General features: G+C 60.7%; 18 protein-coding genes. 9 read left to right on the forward strand and 9 right to left on the reverse strand.

The window, feature by feature from the left end; translation table 11 throughout:
- Positions 1 to 44: 44 nt before the first annotated feature.
- Entirely contained in the window at positions 45 to 689 is a 645-nt protein-coding gene (locus U1A53_RS20530) for a hypothetical protein (RefSeq protein ID WP_322283731.1), read from the reverse strand.
- 212 nt (positions 690 to 901) lie between these two features.
- The gene (locus tag U1A53_RS20535) at positions 902 to 1,744 is read right to left on the reverse strand and encodes a class I SAM-dependent methyltransferase (RefSeq protein WP_322283732.1); all 843 of its coding nucleotides are present in this window, start codon (positions 1,742 to 1,744) and stop codon (positions 902 to 904) included.
- An 85-nt stretch (positions 1,745 to 1,829) separates the two neighbouring features.
- Here U1A53_RS20535 and U1A53_RS20540 point away from each other — a divergent pair, with 85 nt between their 5' ends.
- The 4 genes from U1A53_RS20540 to U1A53_RS20555 all read left to right on the forward strand — a co-directional run bounded on the left by U1A53_RS20540 (position 1,830) and on the right by U1A53_RS20555 (position 5,028).
- Positions 1,830 to 2,801, forward strand: a complete 972-nt coding sequence (locus tag U1A53_RS20540) for a L,D-transpeptidase (RefSeq protein WP_322283733.1) — start codon at positions 1,830 to 1,832, stop codon at positions 2,799 to 2,801.
- 70 nt (positions 2,802 to 2,871) lie between these two features.
- Positions 2,872 to 3,168: a type II toxin-antitoxin system RelE/ParE family toxin gene (locus tag U1A53_RS20545; protein ID WP_322283734.1), complete on the forward strand. Its 297-nt coding sequence runs from the start codon at positions 2,872 to 2,874 to the stop codon at positions 3,166 to 3,168.
- A gap of 41 nt (positions 3,169 to 3,209) precedes the next feature.
- Positions 3,210 to 3,539 (forward strand): HigA family addiction module antitoxin, encoded by a 330-nt coding sequence (locus tag U1A53_RS20550; protein WP_322283735.1) that lies wholly within the window; start codon positions 3,210 to 3,212, stop codon positions 3,537 to 3,539.
- A 67-nt stretch (positions 3,540 to 3,606) separates the two neighbouring features.
- Complete coding sequence (locus U1A53_RS20555; protein WP_322283736.1) at positions 3,607 to 5,028, forward strand: M81 family metallopeptidase; 1,422 nt, start codon at positions 3,607 to 3,609, stop codon at positions 5,026 to 5,028.
- A 24-nt stretch (positions 5,029 to 5,052) separates the two neighbouring features.
- Here the strand turns inward: U1A53_RS20555 and purU are convergent, their stop codons facing one another.
- From purU to U1A53_RS20580, 5 genes are all read right to left on the reverse strand, one after another.
- Complete coding sequence (gene purU, locus U1A53_RS20560) at positions 5,053 to 5,913, reverse strand: formyltetrahydrofolate deformylase (RefSeq protein ID WP_322283737.1); 861 nt, start codon at positions 5,911 to 5,913, stop codon at positions 5,053 to 5,055.
- An 11-nt stretch (positions 5,914 to 5,924) separates the two neighbouring features.
- Positions 5,925 to 6,707 carry a glutamate 5-kinase gene (gene proB / locus U1A53_RS20565; protein WP_322283738.1) on the reverse strand — a complete coding sequence of 261 codons (783 nt, stop codon included), beginning with the start codon at positions 6,705 to 6,707 and terminating at the stop codon, positions 5,925 to 5,927.
- Positions 6,708 to 6,812: 105 nt separating this feature from the next.
- Entirely contained in the window at positions 6,813 to 7,832 is a 1,020-nt protein-coding gene (locus U1A53_RS20570) for a beta-ketoacyl-ACP synthase III (RefSeq protein ID WP_322283739.1), read from the reverse strand.
- Entirely contained in the window at positions 7,816 to 8,841 is a 1,026-nt protein-coding gene (gene plsX, locus U1A53_RS20575) for a phosphate acyltransferase PlsX (RefSeq protein WP_322283740.1), read from the reverse strand. Before plsX ends, U1A53_RS20570 begins: the two co-directional genes overlap by 17 nt.
- Positions 8,842 to 9,058: 217 nt before the next feature.
- Positions 9,059 to 10,120 carry a hypothetical protein gene (locus U1A53_RS20580; protein WP_322283741.1) on the reverse strand — a complete coding sequence of 354 codons (1,062 nt, stop codon included), beginning with the start codon at positions 10,118 to 10,120 and terminating at the stop codon, positions 9,059 to 9,061.
- Positions 10,121 to 10,266: 146 nt separating this feature from the next.
- On the opposite strand from U1A53_RS20580, the gene U1A53_RS20585 reads away from it, so the two are divergent.
- From U1A53_RS20585 to U1A53_RS20600, 4 genes are all read left to right on the forward strand, one after another.
- Positions 10,267 to 10,461 carry a hypothetical protein gene (locus U1A53_RS20585; RefSeq protein WP_322283742.1) on the forward strand — a complete coding sequence of 65 codons (195 nt, stop codon included), beginning with the start codon at positions 10,267 to 10,269 and terminating at the stop codon, positions 10,459 to 10,461.
- A gap of 38 nt (positions 10,462 to 10,499) precedes the next feature.
- Positions 10,500 to 11,807 carry an MFS transporter gene (locus U1A53_RS20590; protein ID WP_322283743.1) on the forward strand — a complete coding sequence of 436 codons (1,308 nt, stop codon included), beginning with the start codon at positions 10,500 to 10,502 and terminating at the stop codon, positions 11,805 to 11,807.
- Positions 11,804 to 12,520 (forward strand): class I SAM-dependent methyltransferase, encoded by a 717-nt coding sequence (locus tag U1A53_RS20595; RefSeq protein WP_322283744.1) that lies wholly within the window; start codon positions 11,804 to 11,806, stop codon positions 12,518 to 12,520. Before U1A53_RS20590 ends, U1A53_RS20595 begins: the two co-directional genes overlap by 4 nt.
- Positions 12,521 to 12,591: 71 nt before the next feature.
- Entirely contained in the window at positions 12,592 to 15,426 is a 2,835-nt protein-coding gene (locus U1A53_RS20600) for a DUF1553 domain-containing protein (protein WP_322283745.1), read from the forward strand.
- Positions 15,427 to 15,460: 34 nt separating this feature from the next.
- On the opposite strand, the gene U1A53_RS20605 is transcribed toward U1A53_RS20600, so the two are convergent.
- Together U1A53_RS20605 and U1A53_RS20610 are read right to left on the reverse strand one after the other, a co-directional pair.
- Complete coding sequence (locus U1A53_RS20605; RefSeq protein ID WP_322283746.1) at positions 15,461 to 16,744, reverse strand: sulfatase; 1,284 nt, start codon at positions 16,742 to 16,744, stop codon at positions 15,461 to 15,463.
- Positions 16,745 to 16,771: 27 nt separating this feature from the next.
- Entirely contained in the window at positions 16,772 to 18,136 is a 1,365-nt protein-coding gene (locus U1A53_RS20610) for a sulfatase (protein ID WP_322283747.1), read from the reverse strand.
- 87 nt (positions 18,137 to 18,223) lie between these two features.
- Between U1A53_RS20610 and U1A53_RS20615 the strand changes: the two genes are divergently transcribed.
- Positions 18,224 to 19,684 carry a DUF1501 domain-containing protein gene (locus tag U1A53_RS20615; protein ID WP_322283748.1) on the forward strand — a complete coding sequence of 487 codons (1,461 nt, stop codon included), beginning with the start codon at positions 18,224 to 18,226 and terminating at the stop codon, positions 19,682 to 19,684.
- The last annotated feature ends 19 nt before the right edge of the window (positions 19,685 to 19,703 follow it).

A 19,703-nucleotide genomic window follows, 5' to 3' on the forward strand; every position in this document is an offset into this window, starting at 1 on the left:
GAAAGCGGGTCCCCAGCGGCAGGCTGCCTGTCTCACACATCCACTCACGGCACCGGCTCGCCTGATCCCGGATAAATCCAGCGCACGACCTTGCCTTCACGGACATGGGCCTGCGCTTCGGCGTCCATCGGGCCGCAGAAGACGATGGTCTCATAAAACACGCTCACGGCCCAGGTGGGCTTGTTGTCGATGGTGGTGGCCTGCGGCGTGCCCCAGCGCTGGATTTTGTTGAGTTTGATCTCGGTGACCTCTCCAGACTGCATGCTCGCCAGCAGCAGATCGTAGCTGCCATCGGCATTGCGCTTCGGTTTGCCGGTGGCGTCCACGGCATGGGGCATGCTGACGCTTGCCCCACTGCCGGAGGACCGCTGCTTCTTCCAAGATGCCTGCGCCATCTCGATGCGGCCCTTCTTCCAGCGTTCGTAAGATTCACGCACCTGCGTGGGCATGTTGGTGTCATGCACAAAGATCTGTCCACGCGCCTGCGAAGTCTGCGTGGGTGCGATGACGAGCACGTTTGCCTGGGCCGAGAGCGCGAAGGCCGTCGATCCTGCGGGCAGGGTTGTGCTGCCGCCCGCCATGCGCAGTTCAACTGGCTTGCTCAGTTTGACCTGACGAGGGAAGGCTGTGGGAGGAAACACCGTCCAGTTTTTCGTGAGTGATTCGAGCGGCTCGATCTGCGGCGGCACAAAGCCGTCGCTGCCGGGCGTCGGGGCAGGGAGTCCACCACGCGTGGTGCCGGACTGCTGTGAACCGTTCTCGCTGGCGGCTCACTCTGCGGTTCCAGTGGTGGATTCTCAAACACCACGCGCTTTCCGGCCGGAGTGATGAAGCGGTCGTAAATCAGAAACGCCGAAGCAAAGATGAGGAGGGTGATGAACAGCGCCTTCATGATGTTGGTTCAGTCTTTGAAGCCTGCCAGCCGGACGCCGAACAGCCAGCGGAAAGGCGGTTTTAGCGCGATGGCCTTGCGCAGGCTGTGTGGCAGAAAATCGAGCAGTTTTTCCCAGATCAACGCCGTCCAGGTGGGCAGCAGCACGAACTTGCCACGTCCGCCGAAGATGATGCGCAGCTTGTTGAAACCGACTTGGCGGAAAAGCGCCGCCAGATCGCCCACGGTATATTCCTTGAGGTGAAATCCGGTCGCCTCGCGATCAAACACACAACTGATGTCATGCGGACCGGTCAGACGGCTCGGTGTGATGCAGATGTACACGCCGCCCGGCTTCAAGGCCGCGTGCAGGCCGCGCAACTGGTCCAGCGCATCATCTGGATGCAGATGCTCCATCAACTGGTTGCTGTAGGCCACGTTCACGCTGTCCGGAGGCACGGGAATCGAGCTGCCGTCCGAGATCACAAGCTGCAAATTCGCCGGGAGTTCACGCTTCCGGGTGATTTCGTCTGACACGTCGATGGCCAGCACGCGCGCGACTTTCTCGGCGACGGTCTTCGCGAATTCGCAGTCTCCAGGGCCGACTTCGAGAAAGACGGAGTTCGCATTGAGGAAGGGCGCGAGGATTTCCATTTTCTCCGCCACATCCGCCGCAAGACGATCTGGCGAGGACTTGTTCGTGTGCTGCGGGTGCAGCGGCACGCGTTTGAACAGCTCGTCATAAACCTCGGAATAGAGCGTGCGGCGTTGTTCTTTGGTGGCGTGGCGCAGCCGGTCGGCGAGTTCGCGCTCCACCTCATAGTGCTGGCGGAGCTGCTCCAAGGTGCGTGTTTCAGTGACGGTGACGGGCATGCGCGGCAAAACTACGCGCCGGATTCGTTTCAGGCAAGAACTCGTGCCGCCTTGCTCATCGCTCACTCCGCTCTAGCGTGCAGCCATGTTGAAAAAGCTCCTTTTCATCGGCGCATGGGCTGCCTCCGTCTTCGCCCAGGATGTCGGTCCGGCCAAGGACGACCCCTCGGTGCCGAAGGATCGCGACACGGTCCTGCGCATCCAGATTTTTCTCGACCGCAACCTGTTCGGTCCGGGCAAGATCGACGGGGCGATCGGTGAGTTCACTTACAAGGCCGTGGTGAACTACAACTACGCCCACGGTCATCGCGATCTCTACAACTGGGGTCATGTGCAGGAGTCCGCCGAGCGCGAGGTGCCCGTGCCTTACGCCGCCTACAAGATCAAAGCGGACCTGCTGCCGTATGTGAATCCTCATTTGCCAGAAGAGCCCGAGCATCAGGCGAAGTTCCCCTTCATGGCCTATCGCAGTCTCCTGGAACTGATCGCCGAGCGCTTCCATACGGACGAGAGCTTCATTGCCCTGATCAATCCGCAGAAGAACATGACCGCGCTGAAGCCGGGTGACATCGTCGTGGTGCCGAACGTGCGCTCCTTCCGCATCGAGGAGGTGAAGCCGATGCAGAGCTACAAGGCCGACGCCACGCTGAGCACTCACACCATCGTGATCGACACCACCGAGCGCATGGCCGCCGTTTACAGCGAGAAGGAGATGATGCTGGCCGCGTTTCCGATCACGCCCGGAAAGCCGCAGTTCATTCCCGTGGGTCAATGGGAGGTGAAGACCATCATGAACACGCCCAGCTTCCGTTACGACAAGCAATTCCTGGAGGAAGGCGTGCGCGGTGATGAGGCCTATCAGCTCCCACCCGGCCCCAACAGCCCGGTGGGCATCCTCTGGTGTGGCTTGAGCAAATCCGGCATCGGTCTGCATGGCACGGCGTTGCCGCGCACCATCGGCCGCAGCCGCAGCGCCGGGTGCGTTCGTTTTGCGAACTGGGATGCGATCCGACTTCCGCAACTCATCCGGCCAGGATCGCGGGTCATTGTGCGTTAAAACTCGTCAAACACTACGCGTAAACAGAAAGAAAAACTTGCGCCTGTTTCGGTCATGGTATGTTTCACCCGTGATCACTCACTTCGCCACCCAAGCCACCGCTGACATCTTCAACGGCAAGCCCGTCAAGCGCGTGCCGGTGGCAGTTCAGGAACAGGCGCTGCGCAAGCTCCAGTTGCTGCACGCCGCTCCCGCCATCGCCATCTTGCAGGCCGTTCCGGGGCTGCATTGCAAAAAGCTCGGCGGCCAGCGCAAAAATCAGCCCGAGCTGTGGAGCGTCCGCGTGAACAACCAATGGCGCATCACTTTCACCTGCACCGAGCCGCCGCTCGAACTTCGCAACGTTGATTTCACCGACTACCATTAGCCCGTCAGGGGCCATTTAAACACTGCACCAACACCCAGACAATGAGCACCACTAAAACCAAAGCCAAGCCAGCCATGCTGCGCCCCGCCCATCCTGGCGAACTCCTGCTGCTGGAGTTTCTCGAACCAACTGGCATCAGCCAGTATCGCCTTGCGCAAGCCACGGGCATCAGTGTCAGCCGCATCAATGACCTTGTCAAAGGCCGCCGTGGCATCACGCCCGACACCGCCATCCGCCTCGGGAACGCCTTCGGCACCGGCCCCGAGCTGTGGCTCAATCTCCAGCATGATTATGACATGCGTCTCGCTCGTGCCGAGAAAGGCGCGGAGTACGCCGCCATCGTGAAATTGCCAGAGCTTGCCGCCGCGTGACGTTTGGGCCGTCGGCCGACTTTGATACGCAGCATTCCTCGAACCTTTCATCGCCCAGCCAGCCGCCATGTCCCGCATCCTCCTCGCCGGTCTTTTTCACGAAACGCACACGTTCCTCGACGGCCTCACCACCCTTGAGGATTTCCAGATTCGCCGTGGTGATGAAATGCTCGCCAGCAAAGGCGATGCCTCGCCGCTCGGCGGTGTGCTCGAAATCGCCGATGAATTTGGCTGGCAGATCATTCCTGCGGCTGACTACCGCGCCCAGCCCTCCGCCACCGTCGCCGACGATGTCATCGAGCAGTTTTGGAACGACATCGCTCCAGCAGCCGCCAAGGCCGATTACGACGCCATTTACCTCGTGCTGCATGGCGCGATGGCCTCGCAGACCATCCTCGACGTCGAAGGCGAAATCCTCCAGCGCCTGCGTGCTCTCACGCAAGTGCCGATCTTTGGCGTCTTCGATCTGCACGCCAACTTTTCACCCAAGATGGCCGCGCTGGCAGATTGTCTTGTCGGTTATCGCGAAAATCCGCACACGGATGCTCGGGAGGCTGGTTTGATCGCGGCGCGCTTGCTCCAGCGTTGCCTTACCACCGGTCAAAGGCCGCGCATGCAACTCAAACATCCCGGCCTGCTCTGGCCGCCCACGGGAACGGGCACGGCGAGTGATCCCATGCGCTCGCTGGAGGTGATAGCGCGGCAGTTTGAGCGCGAGGACGACTCGCTTTGGGCCATGAGCATCGTGGCCGGTTTCAGCTTTGCCGACACGCCTGACACCGGCGTCAGTTTTGTGGCCTGCACCACGGCGGATGCCACGCCGCACCTCGCCGCCCTTGCCCAGCGTGCTTATGAACTCACGGATCTCGGGCAGATCACCGATCCGCCCGCCGACGAAGTCCTCACCAAGCTCAAGCCGCTGCCCGCAGGCCTCACCGTCCTCGTCGAGCCCTCCGATAACATCGGCGGCGGTGCTCCAGGCGATGGCACCGGCCTGCTGCGTGCGTTGATCCGCCACGACATCGCCAACGCCGCCATCTGCATCAACGATCCGCAGGCCGTGCGCGATTTGGAAGCCGGAGCACGCCGCATTCAGCTCGGTGGCAAAGGCAGCCGCCTCGATGCTGGTCCGGTTGAACTTGAGGTCGAACTGATCGCCCTCAACGACGGTCGTTTTGAGCTGGAGGACAAGAACAGCCATCTCGCCAGCATGTGCGGTGATGTCTTCGACATGGGGCGATGCGCCGTCGTGAAGCACGCCGGGCTGACAATTCTCATCACCAGTGTGAAGACGCCGCCCTTCGATCTCGGCCAATGGCACAGCCAGGACATCGCGGTGGAAAAACTTTCCGTCGTTGCCGTCAAAGCCGCCGTCGCCCATCGCCGCGCTTATGACAAAATCGCCGCACGCATGCTGTGGGTGGACACACCAGGGCCGTGCAGCAGCAATTTGAAGGCGTTGCCGTTCAAGCACGCCCGCAGTCTTTGAGGCGCTTTGATTGAGCGAGCTTACTCAATCAAACACCACGGTCTTGTTCTTGAACACAAGGACGCGGTCGCGGACGTGCCACCAGAGGGCTTTGGCGAGGACGGTTTTCTCCAGATCGCGGCCGAGACGCACGAGATCGCCCACGCTGTCCTCGTGGCTGACGCGCATCACGTCCTGATGAATGATCGGCCCTTCATCGAGATCGGCGGTGACGTAGTGGCTGGTGGCGCCGATGATCTTCACGCCACGCTGAAAGGCCTGATGATACGGCTTTGCGCCGACGAAGGCGGGCAGGAAACTGTGGTGAATGTTGAGGATGGCGTGCGGGAACTCGGCGATCATCGCCGGGCTGATGATCTGCATGTAGCGGGCGAGCACGACGGTGTCGATGCGGTGCTGGCGCAGCAGTTCGATCTGCGCGGCTTCCTGCGCGCTCTTGTTGTCCTTGGTGATTGGGAAATGATGAAACGGGATGCCGAAACGCTCTGCGGCAGGCCGCAGGGTTTCGTGATTGGCGACGATGAGCGGGATGTCCACGGGCAGATCGCCTGACTCATGACGGGCGAGGAGATCGTAGATGCAGTGGTTTTCCTTTGTGACGAACAAAGCGATGCGTTTGCGCTGGCTGGCGAAGCTGAGGCGCATCTGCATGTCATGGCGGCGCGCCAGGGGTTGCAGGCGGGACTCGATCTCCTCGTTTTCGAGTGTGAACTTCTCCAGGCTCCATTCCAGCCGCATGAAGAAGGCGTTCTGCTCGGGGTCGATGTGCTGCTGGAGGTCGATGATGTTGCCCTGATGCGAGAAAATGAAGCCGGTGACATCATGCACGAGTCCGGGACGATCCGGGCAGTGGATGAGCAGTGTGGCGATGTCAGGAGAGGCCATGGGATGCAGGATTACGAACGTGAGGCCGGGAAGCGCGTGCAAACCCCCTTGCCCTCGATCAAACCGGGAATCTGCTCGGCGTGGCGGCCGGAGGCGATGATGCACTCGACACCGCCATGCACGGCGTCCTGCACGGCACGGAGCTTTGAGATCATGCCGCCGGTGCCGAGCGAGGATTTTTCCTCCTCGGCGTGGTGGATGACGGCATCAACATCCTCGACGACGGGAATCGGTCCTTCCTCGGGTTTTTTCATGTCACGCAGCAGCCCGGGGGCGCTGGTGAGCAGGATCAAAACGTCCGCGCCCCAGAATCGGGCGACGCGGGAGGAGAGTTTGTCGTTGTCGCCGTAACGCAGTTCCTCGATGGCGACGGAGTCGTTTTCATTGATGACAGGGACGACTTGGGAGAACTCCATGAGGCGGTCGAGCACGGCTTTGACGCGTGGTGCGCGATCGACATTCTCGAAGTCCTCGTGCGTGACGAGAAGCTGGGCCACATGCAGGCCGTGATCACGCAGCAGCGTCTCATAGGCGTGCATGAGATGTGTCTGGCCCACGGCGGCGAGCGCCTGGAGCGTGGTCACGTCGGAAGGACGCTGTTTGAAATCGAGCGGTTTCAAACCGGAGGCCACGGCACCACTGCTGACGACGATGACGGCATGCCCGGCGCGTTTGAGCAGGGCGACGGCCTCGACGAGCTTGCGCAATTGCACGGGGTCCGGCTCGGGCGCGTCTTTACGCGTGAGGATGCCGGAGCCGAATTTGAGAACGATGCGCTTGGATGCCGATGCCATGGGTCAATGGGAACGAAGGGCGGCGAATATGGCGGTTTGCACAGCGATGCAAAGCGCAAAAGCATGCCCAAGCTGTGCGGCAACGGAGCGCCGCGTTCCCAGAAACTACCAGCGGACGACAGAACTGGCCCAGGTGAAACCGCCGCCGAAGGCGACGAGCAGGATCACATCACCGCGCTTGAGGCGGCCGGCTTTGTTCGCTTCGTCGAGGGCAACAGGGATCGTGGCCGCGCTGGTGTTGCCGTATTTGTCGAGATTCATGAACACACGCTCGGCAGGCAGATTGAGCCTGTCGGCGATGGCGGTGATGATGCGGGCATTCGCTTGATGCGGGATGACGAGGGACACATCGGCGGCGGTCAGCCCGGCCATTTCCAACGCCTGCTGGGCGGCTTCAAGCATGCGGGTGACGGCGTGCTTGAAGGTCTCGCGTCCTTCCATGTGGATCGTGTTCGGACGTGATCCGGCATTCTCCGGCGTGATCGGACAGGCGGAGCCGCCGCCGGGAACTTTGAGCAGGTCAGTCAGATTGCCGTCGCTGCCCATGACGGTGGAAAGCACGCGGCCGGGGGCCTCTGCGTCAGCCTCTTCGGCCCGACGGATGACAACGGCGCCAGCGCCATCGCCAAACAACACGCAGGTGTTGCGGTCCTTCCAATTAATGAGGGTGCTGAGCTTTTCCGCACCGATGACAAGCGCGGTGGTGCGGTTGCCGGTGTTGATGAAATGACGTGCTACTTGCAACGCATACAAAAAGCCGGAGCAAGCGGCGGAAATATCAAAACAGACCGCATTCGACGCACCGATCTTCTTCTGCACGATGCATGCCGTGGACGGGAAGAACATGTCCGGCGTCACCGTGGCGACGATGATGAGCTGGATTTCCTCCGCCGTGACGCCAGCGGCGGTCATGGCACGGCGGGCGGCCTCGGACGCGAGATCGCTGGTGGCCTGATCATCTGCGGCGATGCGGCGTTCTTTGATCCCGGTGCGCGAGGTGATCCACTCGTCATTGGTATCGACGATTTTCGAGAGGTCGTCGTTGGTCAGCACCTTTTCCGGCATGTAGCTGCCGGTGCCGATGATACTGGACGCGCAAAAGGGCTGGTTACTGGGAGCGGGCATGGAGGGCGATGGAATGGGCAGTGGCGGCGGCTTCGATGTGCGGATTGATCTGATGCTGGATGGATTCGCAAGCCTGCCGGATGGCGTTCTTCATGGCAAGCGGAGATGCACTGCCATGGGAGATGATGGTGATGCCGTTGAGGCCCAGCAGGGGCATGCCACCGGTCTCGTCGGGGTTGGTTTTCTTATGGACGCGCTTGAAGGCAGGCTTGGCCAGCAGGCCGCCGATTTTCGTGCGCACGCTGCTGTGAATCTCGCTTTTCACCATGCTGAAGATCACATGCGCCAGCGCCTCGGCACTTTTCAAAATGATGTTTCCCGTGAAGCCGTCACATACGACGACATCCGGCGGCGCCTCCCACAGATCGTGGCCTTCGACGTTGCCGATAAAGTTCAAACCCGGGGTGTGGCGCAGCAGCTTGCCGGTTTCCTTGCAAAGAGCGTTGCCCTTCTCCTCCTCGGTGCCGTTCGACATCAGGCCAATCGTTGGATTCTCGCGACCGAGCACATGGCGGGCAAAAGCGCTGCCCATGATGGCGTTCTGCACCAGATGCTGTGGCTCACTGTCAGGATTGGCCCCGGCGTCGATCAGGATCCATTGCGTGGTCAAAGAAGGCATGATCGAGGCAATGGCTGGACGCTCGATGTGCGTGAGCGTACGCAGTTTGATCAAAGAAGCGGTCACGGCAGCACCGGTGTGACCGGCGCTGACGACGGCCTCAGCCTTGCCATCCTTCACGAGATCCACCGCAATACTGATGGAGCTGTCCTTCTTCTTGCGCACGGCCGCCAGGCCGTTGTCGGACATTTCGACGACCTGGCTGGCCGGAACGATTTCGATCTTCGGGCTGGAGATGTCTTGACGTTTGAGTTCCTGCTCAATGACATCCGGTTTGCCCACGAGAAACAGCTTGGTGATCGCAGGCAGCTCTTCGAGGGCGAGTTTGACGCCGCCGATGGGATTTTGAGGGGCGAAATCGCCGCCCATGACATCCAGTGCGATCTTCATGCCGTCTCGTGCGTGTGGTTCTTCAAAGGTGGTTAGCTGCGAGTCCTAAAGCGTGAGATGGGCGGGAATGCAAACGGGAGTTTGGGCCGCTTTCAGCGGCAATGACGAAATCACCTGCCCGCAGTGCTACGCGCAGCGTTGCAGGCTGGGAATGACGAATGGCAAACCCCGACAGGTTAGTCATTCGGATTTACTCATTCATCATTGCCTCGCAGGGCTAATAAACGCCTTCGACGATGGTCTTCTCCATCGCGCCAAATGGACGCACATCGGCGACTCCGTCCCAGGCATACGGAGCGCGCGGCTTGCGGCGCATGGCTTCGTCGCGTTCGAGGAAACGGGGCATGAAGAACTCCTTGGTCAGCGTTGTCAATTCAACGCGGCCCCAGGCGTCGTACTCGACGGTGTTGTCGGTCGCTTTGGGATCGACCACACGCAGCACGGCACGTGGCTGCGGCGCGTAGTAGGTGATGGAGAAATTGTCCTCCGGCGTCAGCTGCACGCTGGCGGCCAGGCCCATCAAGGTGTTACCGTAGGTCGGGTAGAAGCCGATGCGGTTCTCCAGCACTTCTTCCGAGATGAAGCGCACATACTGCGGCGTCATCGTTGTGCCACCGCAGAAGCAGCCGCGAATGCCGATGGCGTAGAGATCGACTTTTTCGGCGAGCGCTTCGAGCAGCTTCGGCGTGGTGAAGATGGCGGAGATCTTGCGGTGCTTCAGGATCGTGACAGCCTGATCGACGACGTGATCCATGTACTGGCGTGCCACATCAAACTGCTTGTTCGAGATCACTTTCTTCACGAAACGCGGATCGAGGTCGATGAAGTAGCAGGAACTGCCGCGATAGTTTGCCAGATGCTCCACCGCGAGACGCAGACGACGCGGGCCGGTCGGGCCGACCATGATCCAGGCTTCGCCGGGCGGAAAGTGCTTGTCGTCGAGCTTGTGGCTGAATTCTTCGTAATCGACGCGGAAGTCGTTCCAGCCGATGCGCTGCTTCGGCATGCCGGTGGTGCCGCCGGTCTCGAAAATGTTGTATGGTTTGCCTTTGAAGGCCGCAGGCACCCAAACCTCGGGCTGAAGGTCACGCAGCCATTCATCCTGGAAGTGCGGGAATTTGGCGATGATGTCTTCATGGCTGTTCACCACGCCACGCGGGTCGAAGTTCTTCTTTGCCCAGTCGAGCCAGAAGGGAGTGCCAGTCTCTGGAGAGAAGTGCCAGTTGATGATGTCGCGGACTTGGTTGTCGAGCTGAGTTTTGGCTTCGGCGGGGGTCATGAGGGTCGGGGTTTGAAGGCGGGCAATCTGGAAGGGGCGGCAGAAAACGAAAGTGAAAATCCATCCCTTTCCATGAGTCTCACAAAGTCCAGGGGGCCTATTTGTGGCTTGCCACACGTCCTGGCCTTGGTGTTCAATGAGTCTGCATGAAATTCAGACTCCTACTTTCAGCCCTCCTTCTCACCACCCTGGCCTCCTGTTACGTCACGCCACGGCCCGCCCGCAATCCCTACAGCCCCGGCGGCCGTGCCATCACTCCCATGGAGCGCAACAACCGCAGTCCGCTCAGCCCGGGCGGCGTGATCGTCACTCCGCGCGAGCGGCATCGTCGCTGGTACTGATTGGCATTTGCGCGGGCTGATGCTCTCATGCGGCCCGCATGCCGCAACAACACGCCGCCGACGCCTTTACCGCCGCCACCTATCGCAAAGTGGCGTGGCGGTTGATCCCTTTTCTGTTTGTCTGCTACATCCTCGCCTACCTCGACCGCGTGAACGTGGGCTTTGCGAAGCTCGGCATGAAGGTGGAACCGTGGTTTTCGGATGCCGTATTCGCCACCGGCTCCGGCATCTTCTTTGTCGGTTACTTCCTGTTCGAGGTGCCGGGAAACATCATCCTGCATCGCGTCGGTGCTCGGTTGTGGATCGCCCGCATCATGGTCGGTTGGGGCATCGTCTCGGCACTGATGGCCGTGAGTTCGAGCGCCACCTCGTTCTACACGCTGCGCTTCCTGCTCGGCATCGCCGAGGCCGGTTTCTTTCCCGGCATCATTTTATATCTGACGTACTGGTTCCCGCGTGAACATCGGGCGCGCATGGTGGCGCTGTTCATGACGGCGATCACGCTGGCAGGTGTGTTTGGCTCGCCGCTCTCCGGCTGGTTGCTGCAAGTGGCCGAGGGCTGGCACGGACTCAAAGCCTGGCAGTGGCTCTTCATCATCGAGGGCATTCCCAGCGTGCTCGTCGGCATCACTGTGCCGTTCTTGCTGACCGACCGCCCCGCGCAGGCAAAATGGCTCACCGACGAGGAAAAACATCTGCTGCAAAGCCGCATCGACGCCGACGAGCAGACCAAGAGCGCCCAAGGCCATCGCAACCACAGCGCCGCCGACGCCTTCAAGTCGCCGCAGGTCTGGCTCTGCTGCCTCATCTACTTCGGTATCGTTGTCGGGATCTACGGTGCCTCGTTCTGGCTGCCGCAGATCGTCGAAAACACCTTCACCAAAAACAAATGGCACATCGGCCTCTACTCCGCCATTCCGTGGGGTTGCGCCGCCGTCGGCATGGTGCTCGTCAGCCGTCATTCCGACCGCACAGGCGAACGCCGCTGGCACGTCGGCCTGTCTGCTCTTATCGCGGCTGCAGCCTTTGTGATCAGCGGCCTGCCTGGATTGCCACCAGGCTTCGTGATGGTGGCGCTCGCCATCGCCATCACCGGTGTCATGTCCGCCGCCGCCTGCTTCTGGGCCTTGCCCACCGCCATCCTCTCCGGCACCGCCGCCGCTGCCGGCATCGCGTGGATCAATTCCGTCGGCAATCTCGCCGGCTACCTCAGCCCTGAAATGGTCGCCTGGCTGAAAACCCGCTACGACATGAGCATGGCGCTCAACGGCATCGCCGTCATGCTCGCGTTTAGCGCCGTCACCGTTCTTCTTGGCCGCGCGGGCACTCCTTCACATACCTCATGAGCCTTCCCGCCCAATCACTCACGCAGGACGACAATACCGCGCTGTTTCGCAAAGCGTGGACGCTCTACGACACCATCACCGAGCGGAACTACATGTTCCATCGCGAGATCTACGCGCACATCGCTGATCTGCTGCGCCAGCGCCGCCAATCAGGCAGCTACACCGTACTCGACCTTGGGTGCGGCAATGCTCGCTTCCTTGCCCCGTGCCTGCACGCCGCACCGCCTGCCGCTTACATCGGTGTCGATCTCTCCGCCACCGCTCTCGAAGAAGCACTCGGACATTTGCGCGGCCTTGCCGGCATCACGCTGCAGCAACAAGACCTGCTGCAGGCCGTCACGGGCAGCGAATCGACCTTCGACATCATCTTCACCGGCTTCGCCGTGCATCATCTCGACTCAGCGGCCAAGCAGCAGCTTTTCCACGCCTGCGCACGTCGTCTCGCCCCCGGCGGTCAGTTCATCATGGTCGATGTCCTGCGTGAAGAAGGCCAGTCGCGCGAGCAATACCTCGAAGGCTACCTGAACTTCATGCGCACGCAATGGACCGAAGTCCTGCCCGAACATATCGACGAAGCCTGCGCCCACGTCGCTGCCTACGACTTCCCCGAGACACTGGCCGAGCTCACTCGCATGGCCAAACAGGCCACGCTCTCCCAAACCCGGCTCATCAGCCGCCACGCGCAGCATCATGTCCTGCGCTTCACCGCCTGAAAGAGCCTCAAACCCCCGCTCGTTTGCGTTCGCACCCCCTGATGATCCAACGCGCCCTCGTATTCACATTCATGACCGCCGCCGCCAGCGCTGCGGACATGACGCATTTTGAGCAGCGCATCCGCCCGCTCCTCGTCGCCAACTGCATCGACTGCCACGGCCCCGACAAGCAAAAAGGCGGCCTGCGCCTCGATTCCCGCACCGGCTGGCAGACCGGCGGCGATTCCGGCCCCGCCCTCGTCCCTGGCAAGCTCACCGACAGCAAGCTCTGGCATGCCGTCAGCTATACCGATCGTGATTTGAAGATGCCGCCGAAGCGGAAGCTTAAGGACAGCGAAATCGCCGACCTCAAGCTCTGGATCGAATCCGGCGCGCCCGATCCACGCGACGGCACCGCCGAAAAAAATGCTTCGCATCGCCAGCCTCGAGCTGACGCCAGCTTCTGGTCCTTCCAGCCGCCCATCGCCCACCCGCCGCCGTTGGTGCAAAACAAAACCTGGCCCGCCAACGACATTGACCGCTTCATCCTCGCCAAACTCGAAGCCAATAAGCTCTCTCCGGCCCCCGACGCCGACCCGCGCACACTCATCCGCCGCCTCACCTTTGACCTCACCGGCCTCCCACCAAATCCGTCGGATCAGTCTTATGAAAAACTCGTGGACTCACTGATCGCCACCGACGCCTTCGCCGAACGCTTCGCCTCCCACTGGCTCGACATCACGCGCTTTGCCGAATCTTCCGGCGGCGGTCGCTCGCTGCCCTTCAAAGACGCCTGGCGCTTTCGTGATTACGTCATCCAGTCCATCCGCGACAACATGCCCATCGACCGCATGATCACCGAGCATTTGGCAGGCGATCTTCTTCCAGCCGCCGATGCCGCCGCACGCCGTCGCCAAGTCACGGCCACGGGCTTCCTCGCTCTCGGCCCCACCAATTACGAAGAGCAGGACAAAGGCATGCTCCGCATGGACATCGTCGATGAGCAGCTCGACACCCTGGGCCGTGCCTTCCTCGGCCTCACCATCGGCTGCGCCCGCTGCCACGATCACAAATTCGATCCCATCTCCGCCCAGGACTACTACGCGCTCGCCGGCATCCTGCGCAGCACCAAGACGCTCCAAAACTACACCGACAACGTCGCGCACTGGATCGACACGCCGCTCCCGCTTGATGGCGAGGCTGAAATCGCGATGCAGCAGCACGAGAAGCAAGCTACCGCGCTCAAAGATCAAATCGCCGCCCTCAAAGATGATCTGCGCGATGCGGGCAGCGCCGATTTGAGAAAACGAAAAACCATCGTCGTCAGCGATCTCCCCGGCATCGTTGTCGATGACAGCGCCGCGCAGAAGGTTGGCATGTGGAAGAACTCCACCAGTTACGCGCCCTACATCGGCAGCGGCTACGTCAGTGACAACAATGACGGCAAAGGCGAGAAGACCATCTCCTTCACGCCGAAGTTGCCGAAGACCGGCCTCTACGAAGTGCGCGTGGCCTTCAATGGCGGTCCTGACCGTGCCGAAAGCGCCACCGTCACCATCCTGCATGCGGATGGCGAGGAGTTGAAGGGTATCAAGATGGCCACCGGCAGCCTCAAGGGCCTGCAGTTTGCATCGTTGGGCACCTATCGCTTCGAAGCCAACGGCCAGGGCTTTGTCTTGATCTCAAATGCCGCTTCGCAGGGTTACGTCACGGTCGATGCGGTGCAGTTCATTCCTTCAGAGGTCATGCTTGACGGGAGCGGCGTCAAAATTGCACCAGCGGATCCAAAGAAGGTCAAAACGCAGAATGAGAAGCTCAGAGCGCAGCTCTCCGGCCTCAAAAAGCTCCAAACGCAGCTCGCCGCTCTCGAAAAACAGCTCAAAGCTCTGCAAAAAGACATGCCCGAACGCCCCGAGGCCATGTCCGTCGCCGACGATACCGCGCCTGAAGACGCGAAGATTCACATTCGCGGCAGCACGCGCAATCTCGGTGCCACCGTGCCGCGCAGCTTCATCCAGGCCGCCATGCGCCCCACCACACCCGCCGTTCCTGCTGATGCCAGCGGCCGCCTCCAACTCGCCCAATGGATCACCTCACGCGACCACCCGCTCACCGCCCGCGTCATGGTCAACCGCGTCTGGCACTGGCTCTTCGGTGCCGGCATCGTCCGCACCACCGACAACTTTGGCTCTACTGGCGAGTTGCCAAGCCACCCCGAGCTGCTCGATCATCTCGCCATCCAATTCATCGAAGACGGCTGGAACTTGAAGCGCCTCGTCAAAGAAATGGTCATGAGCCGGACCTACCGCATGGCTTCCAACGCTCCAAGCATCAGCCAAGACCCGGACAATCGTTGGCTCGCACACATGAACCGCAAACGCCTCGATGCCGAGTGTCTGCGGGATGCCATGCTCGTCGCCGCAGGCACCTTGGATCGTTCGTTTGGCGGCCCCGGTGTCAGCGATGTCAAAGCCATCGACGCCAACGACCAGAAGATTCAAAACATCGAGTACGGTTATCAGTTCCTCGACACCCGCCGCAGCCTCTACACCGCCGCCTTCCGCAACGTGCGCCACCCGCTCTTTGAAGTCTTCGACTTCGCCGACATCAACCAGCCCATCGCCCAGCGCACCACCAGCACCGTCGCCACCCAGGCCCTGTTTCTGATGAACTCCCCCAAAGTCATCGAACAAGCCCGCGCCGCTGCCGATGTCGTCCTCAAATCATCCGACAAGACCGAGCAGCGCATCCACAACGCCTTCCAAAGCTCCCTCAATCGCGCTCCAACCGACAAAGAGCAGACCCAAGTCCGCGACTTCTTCGAATCCTCCAGTTCCGGCAACGCCACCGCCGAAGAAACCCGCGACTTGTGGGCGCGATTCATTCAGACGCTATGGTCCACACCTGAGTTTCGTTTCTTGGATTGAAGTGCGACGGATACAGTTGTTGTCCGTCGTATTTTCACGGCTTCCACCAAGCATCCAACTTCGCGGACAATTTCTTCACCTTGTCCGCACCCTCCGCCGCCAGATTCTTCTCCTCGGTCGGATCGGCTTTCAGGTCGTAGAGTTCGACGACATCGTCCGGCTGGTTGGCCTTGTTCGGCACGATGAGCTTGTCATGGCCATCGACGATCCAGCGCCATTTGAGGCTGGTGGCGGGGACGTTCAAATCGACGAAGTTGTGGGTGAAGCATTCGCCATAGATCGTCTTGCGGGCACTCACAGCGGCGTCATCGAGCAAGTTGATGCCCGGCATGGCCTTCGTCGGCTCCAATCCGGCGGCTTTGAGCAGAGTCGGCGCGAGATCGATCGACTGGGCGAGTTCGCCTGACATCTTCGGCTGCACCTTGCCGGGCCAGCGAATCATGATCGGCGAACGCAAGCCGCCGTCGTACTGGCTTTGCTTCGACTTATCGGCGTAGCGCCCGGTCTTCGGGTTCGTGATCCAGCCATTGTCGCTGACATAGACGAAGATCGTGTTCTCCTTCATGCCGTTGTCGTCGATGTGCTTCACCAGCGCGCCGCAGGTCTCATCAAACCAGTCCACCATGGCCCAATACTTCGCCACATGCTCGCTGGGGGCTTTATCCTTGTATTTATCGAGCAGACGCTGCGGCGGCGTGTGCGGATCGTGCGGCATCATCGGCGCATACCAGATGAAGAATGGCTTCTGCTGCTGCTTCGCCTCGCCAATGAAGTCATAGATCGGCTGCATCGTCTTGCGGCCGATGTCGAGCCCGGAATCGCCATGGCGGCCGCCTTTGGTCATCCCGTGCGTGAAGCCGCCGCGTGAGTAATGCTTCTGCCACCACTTGCCCGTTTGCAGGCTCAGGTAGCCCTTCTGCTTCAGCATCGTTGGCAGCGTGCCCGCTTCTTCGAGATGCTTGCTCATCACCTCACGGCCTGCTTCAAACTCCGGGCTGCTTTGAAAGCCTTTTTTTGCCACTCCGGCCGGAATGGGCGGGTCATTGCTCGTCACCTTGTGCTGATGCGGATACAGCCCCGTGATCATCGTCGCCAGACTCGGACAGCACAGACTGCTAGTCACGTAACCTCGGCGGAAGGTCAGGCTCTCGCCCGCCAACTTGTCGAGATTCGGCGTCTGGATGGCCGTGTGCCCCATGAACCCGTAATCGCTCCACAGATGGTCATCCGAAATGATCATCACAATATTCGGCGGTGTATCAGCGGCAGAGACAAACAACGGCAGAGCCAGTAACGAGAGGAATAGTCGGCGGATCATATGGGATGGTTTGGTTGGAAACGCGGCCTATTTCAAACTCTCGCGATACTTCGCCCACTTCTCGCGCAGTTCCTTTAGAATGGCGGCATGCTTCGCGTCAGTGATAAGGTTCTTCTCCTCCAGCGGATCGGCTTCGAGGTCGTAGAGTTCCTCGACGAGCGGATTGGGCTCGATCCAGCGAATGTACTTCCAGCGCAGCGTGCGCACAGCTTCGCTGGGTGGGATGCGGTCCTTCTTGGTGTGATGTTCGTAGAAGAACTCGGTGCGCCAGTCTTTTGGCACGTTGCCTTCGAGCAATGGCTTCAAACTGCGGCCTTGCATCGCTGCGGGAACCGAAATTCCGGCCAGATCGAGCATCGTGGGCGCGAGATCGACGTTCAGGGCCATCTCGGTCACGCTGATGCCCCGGCGTTCCTTCGGCAGCCGTGGATCGCGGATGATGAGCGGCACGCGCATGTCCTCTTCATAGGCATACCATTTATCCGCCATGCCACGATCAGCGAGCGCATAGCCGTTGTCGGCGGTGAAGATGATGATCGTGTTCGTCAACTGACCTTGCTGCTCCAATGTCGCCAAGATGCGGCCGATTTCGCGATCCACACCGGTGATGAGGCGGTAGTAGTCGTGCAGGATGTCCTGCGCCTTCTGCGCTTCATCGAAGCGCCACTCCCAACGGCGGCGGCCTTCGCTCTTCTGTACGAATTCGGGCAGGCGCTTGAAGGCTGCGTCCGTCGCCAGCTTCGGCAACGGGATCTCGATGCCGTCATAAAGCCCCTCATCGCGTGGATCAGGCTCATACTCTCTCTTTTCGTGATCGCGGGCATGCACGGCGTTGAAGCTGATGCTCAGCGAGAACGGTTTGTCTTTCGGTGCACTTGTCAGGAAACTCAGCGCGTCATTGCCCATCTTCGCGGTCTTGTGCGTGCGGGTGGGATCGTTCGGCTCGATGAAAAATTTGCCGGCCTGGCCCGGTTCGCCGCGCCAGAAGTCAAAGCTCGCTCCACGCTCCGTCGTCACCTGCGGACTGCCCACACCATACTTGCCGATAAAGCCGGTGTGAAAACCTGCCGCGCGAAATTGAGCCGGATACGTGTCCTTCCATGCCGCGTCGCTGATGCCTGCGGCGAAATCTTCGATGCCATGCCGCCGCATCCATTGGCCGGTCAGACACGTCGCCCGGCTCACGGCGCAGATCGAGGTGGTGACGAACATGTTCTTGAACAGCACGCCTTCTTTTGCCAGCCGATCAATGTTCGGTGTTTGCACGATCTTGTCGCCCATGCAGCCGAGGGCATTGTAGCGCAGGTCATCGACGAGCAGGAAGACGACATTGGGCTTTGCGGGAGCGGCTTGAAGCAGCAGCGGGCAGATCAAGGCGAGTGAAAGCAGCAAGCGGGTCATCATAGGCGGCTCTGAACGTGGCCGCAGACGCCATGCTTTCCGCAAACTCTTCCCCCCGACCTTCGTATTGTCAGTCACATGGACCCCTTCCTCGAATTTCACCGTAGCCAGACCCGCCGCCAGTTCTTCGGCCAGACCGGCCTGCGCGCGGGCAGCATCGCGCTTGCCAGCATGATGGGCACACGTTTTGCCGGGGCCGCATCCACCGCCGTTCATACGCCGGTCCTTGGGCTGCCGCATTTTGCCCCGAAGGCCAAGCACATCATCTACTTGCATATGAACGGCGCTCCCTCGCAGCTCGACCTGTGGGACTACAAGCCGCAGTTGCAGCAGCACTATGACAAAGACCTGCCCGACAGCGTGCGCAACGGCCAGCGCATCACCGGCATGACCAGCGGTCAGGCGCGCTTCCCTGTGGCACCTTCCATGTTCAAATTCGCGCAGCACGGCCAGTGTGGACGCTTTGTGAGCGAGCTGCTGCCGCACACCGCGAAAATTGTGGATGAGATCGCCGTCATCAAAAGTGTCAACACTAGCGCCATCAATCACGATCCGGCCTGCACCTTCGTCATGACCGGCAGTGAGGTGCCCGGCAAGCCCAGCATTGGTTCCTGGCTTTCCTACGGCCTCGGCAGCGAGAGCAACGATCTGCCCTCCTTCGTGGTTTTCACTCCCAGCTTCCCTTCCACAGGCAATGCGCAGGCGCTTTTCACGCGCATGTGGAGCAGCGGCTTCCTGCCCACGAAATACAGCGGCGTGGCCCTCCGTGGTCAGGGCGATCCCGTTTTGTATGTGAAGAACCCTCCTGGCGTCGATCCCACCGACCGCCGCACGATGCTCGACGCGCTCAACAAGCTGAATCAGATCAATCACTCCCGCGTGGGCGATCCTGAAATTCAAACGCGCATCGCCCAATATGAAATGGCCTTCCGCATGCAGACCAGCGTGCCCGAGCTCACCGATCTCAGCAAAGAGAGCAAGGCCACGCTCGAAATGTATGGCGAGGACGTTCACCGCAGTGGCAGCTTCACTCACAGCGCCATCATGGCCCGCCGGCTCATCGAGCGCGGCACCCGCGTCGTGCAGATCCTGCATCGTGGCTGGGACCAGCACAGCGGATTGCCGAAAAATCTCGCCGCCCAGGTCGCCGACACCGAGCGTGCCTGCGCCGCGTTGGTCATGGATTTGAAGCAACGCGGCCTGCTGCAGGACACCCTCGTCGTCTGGGGCGGTGAATTCGGCCGCACGGTCTATTCGCAAGGCACGCTGACCAAGGACAACTACGGTCGCGATCACCACCCACGCAATTTCACCATGTGGATGGCCGGTGGCGGTGTGAAAGGCGGCGTGGAGCACGGCGAGACCGACGACTTCAGATACAACATCGTCAAAGACCCCGTCCACATCAACGATCTCCACGCCACTATCCTCCACCTCATGGGCATCGACCACCGCAAGTTCAGCTTCAAGTTCCAGGGACTGGATCAGCGCCTCACCGGCGTGGAGGAGCATCATCCGGTGAAAGCGGTGCTGGCGTAAAATTGCCACAACAGCCTTG

It is taken from the genome of Prosthecobacter sp., from assembly GCF_034366625.1.
Lineage (GTDB): Bacteria > Verrucomicrobiota > Verrucomicrobiia > Verrucomicrobiales > Verrucomicrobiaceae > Prosthecobacter.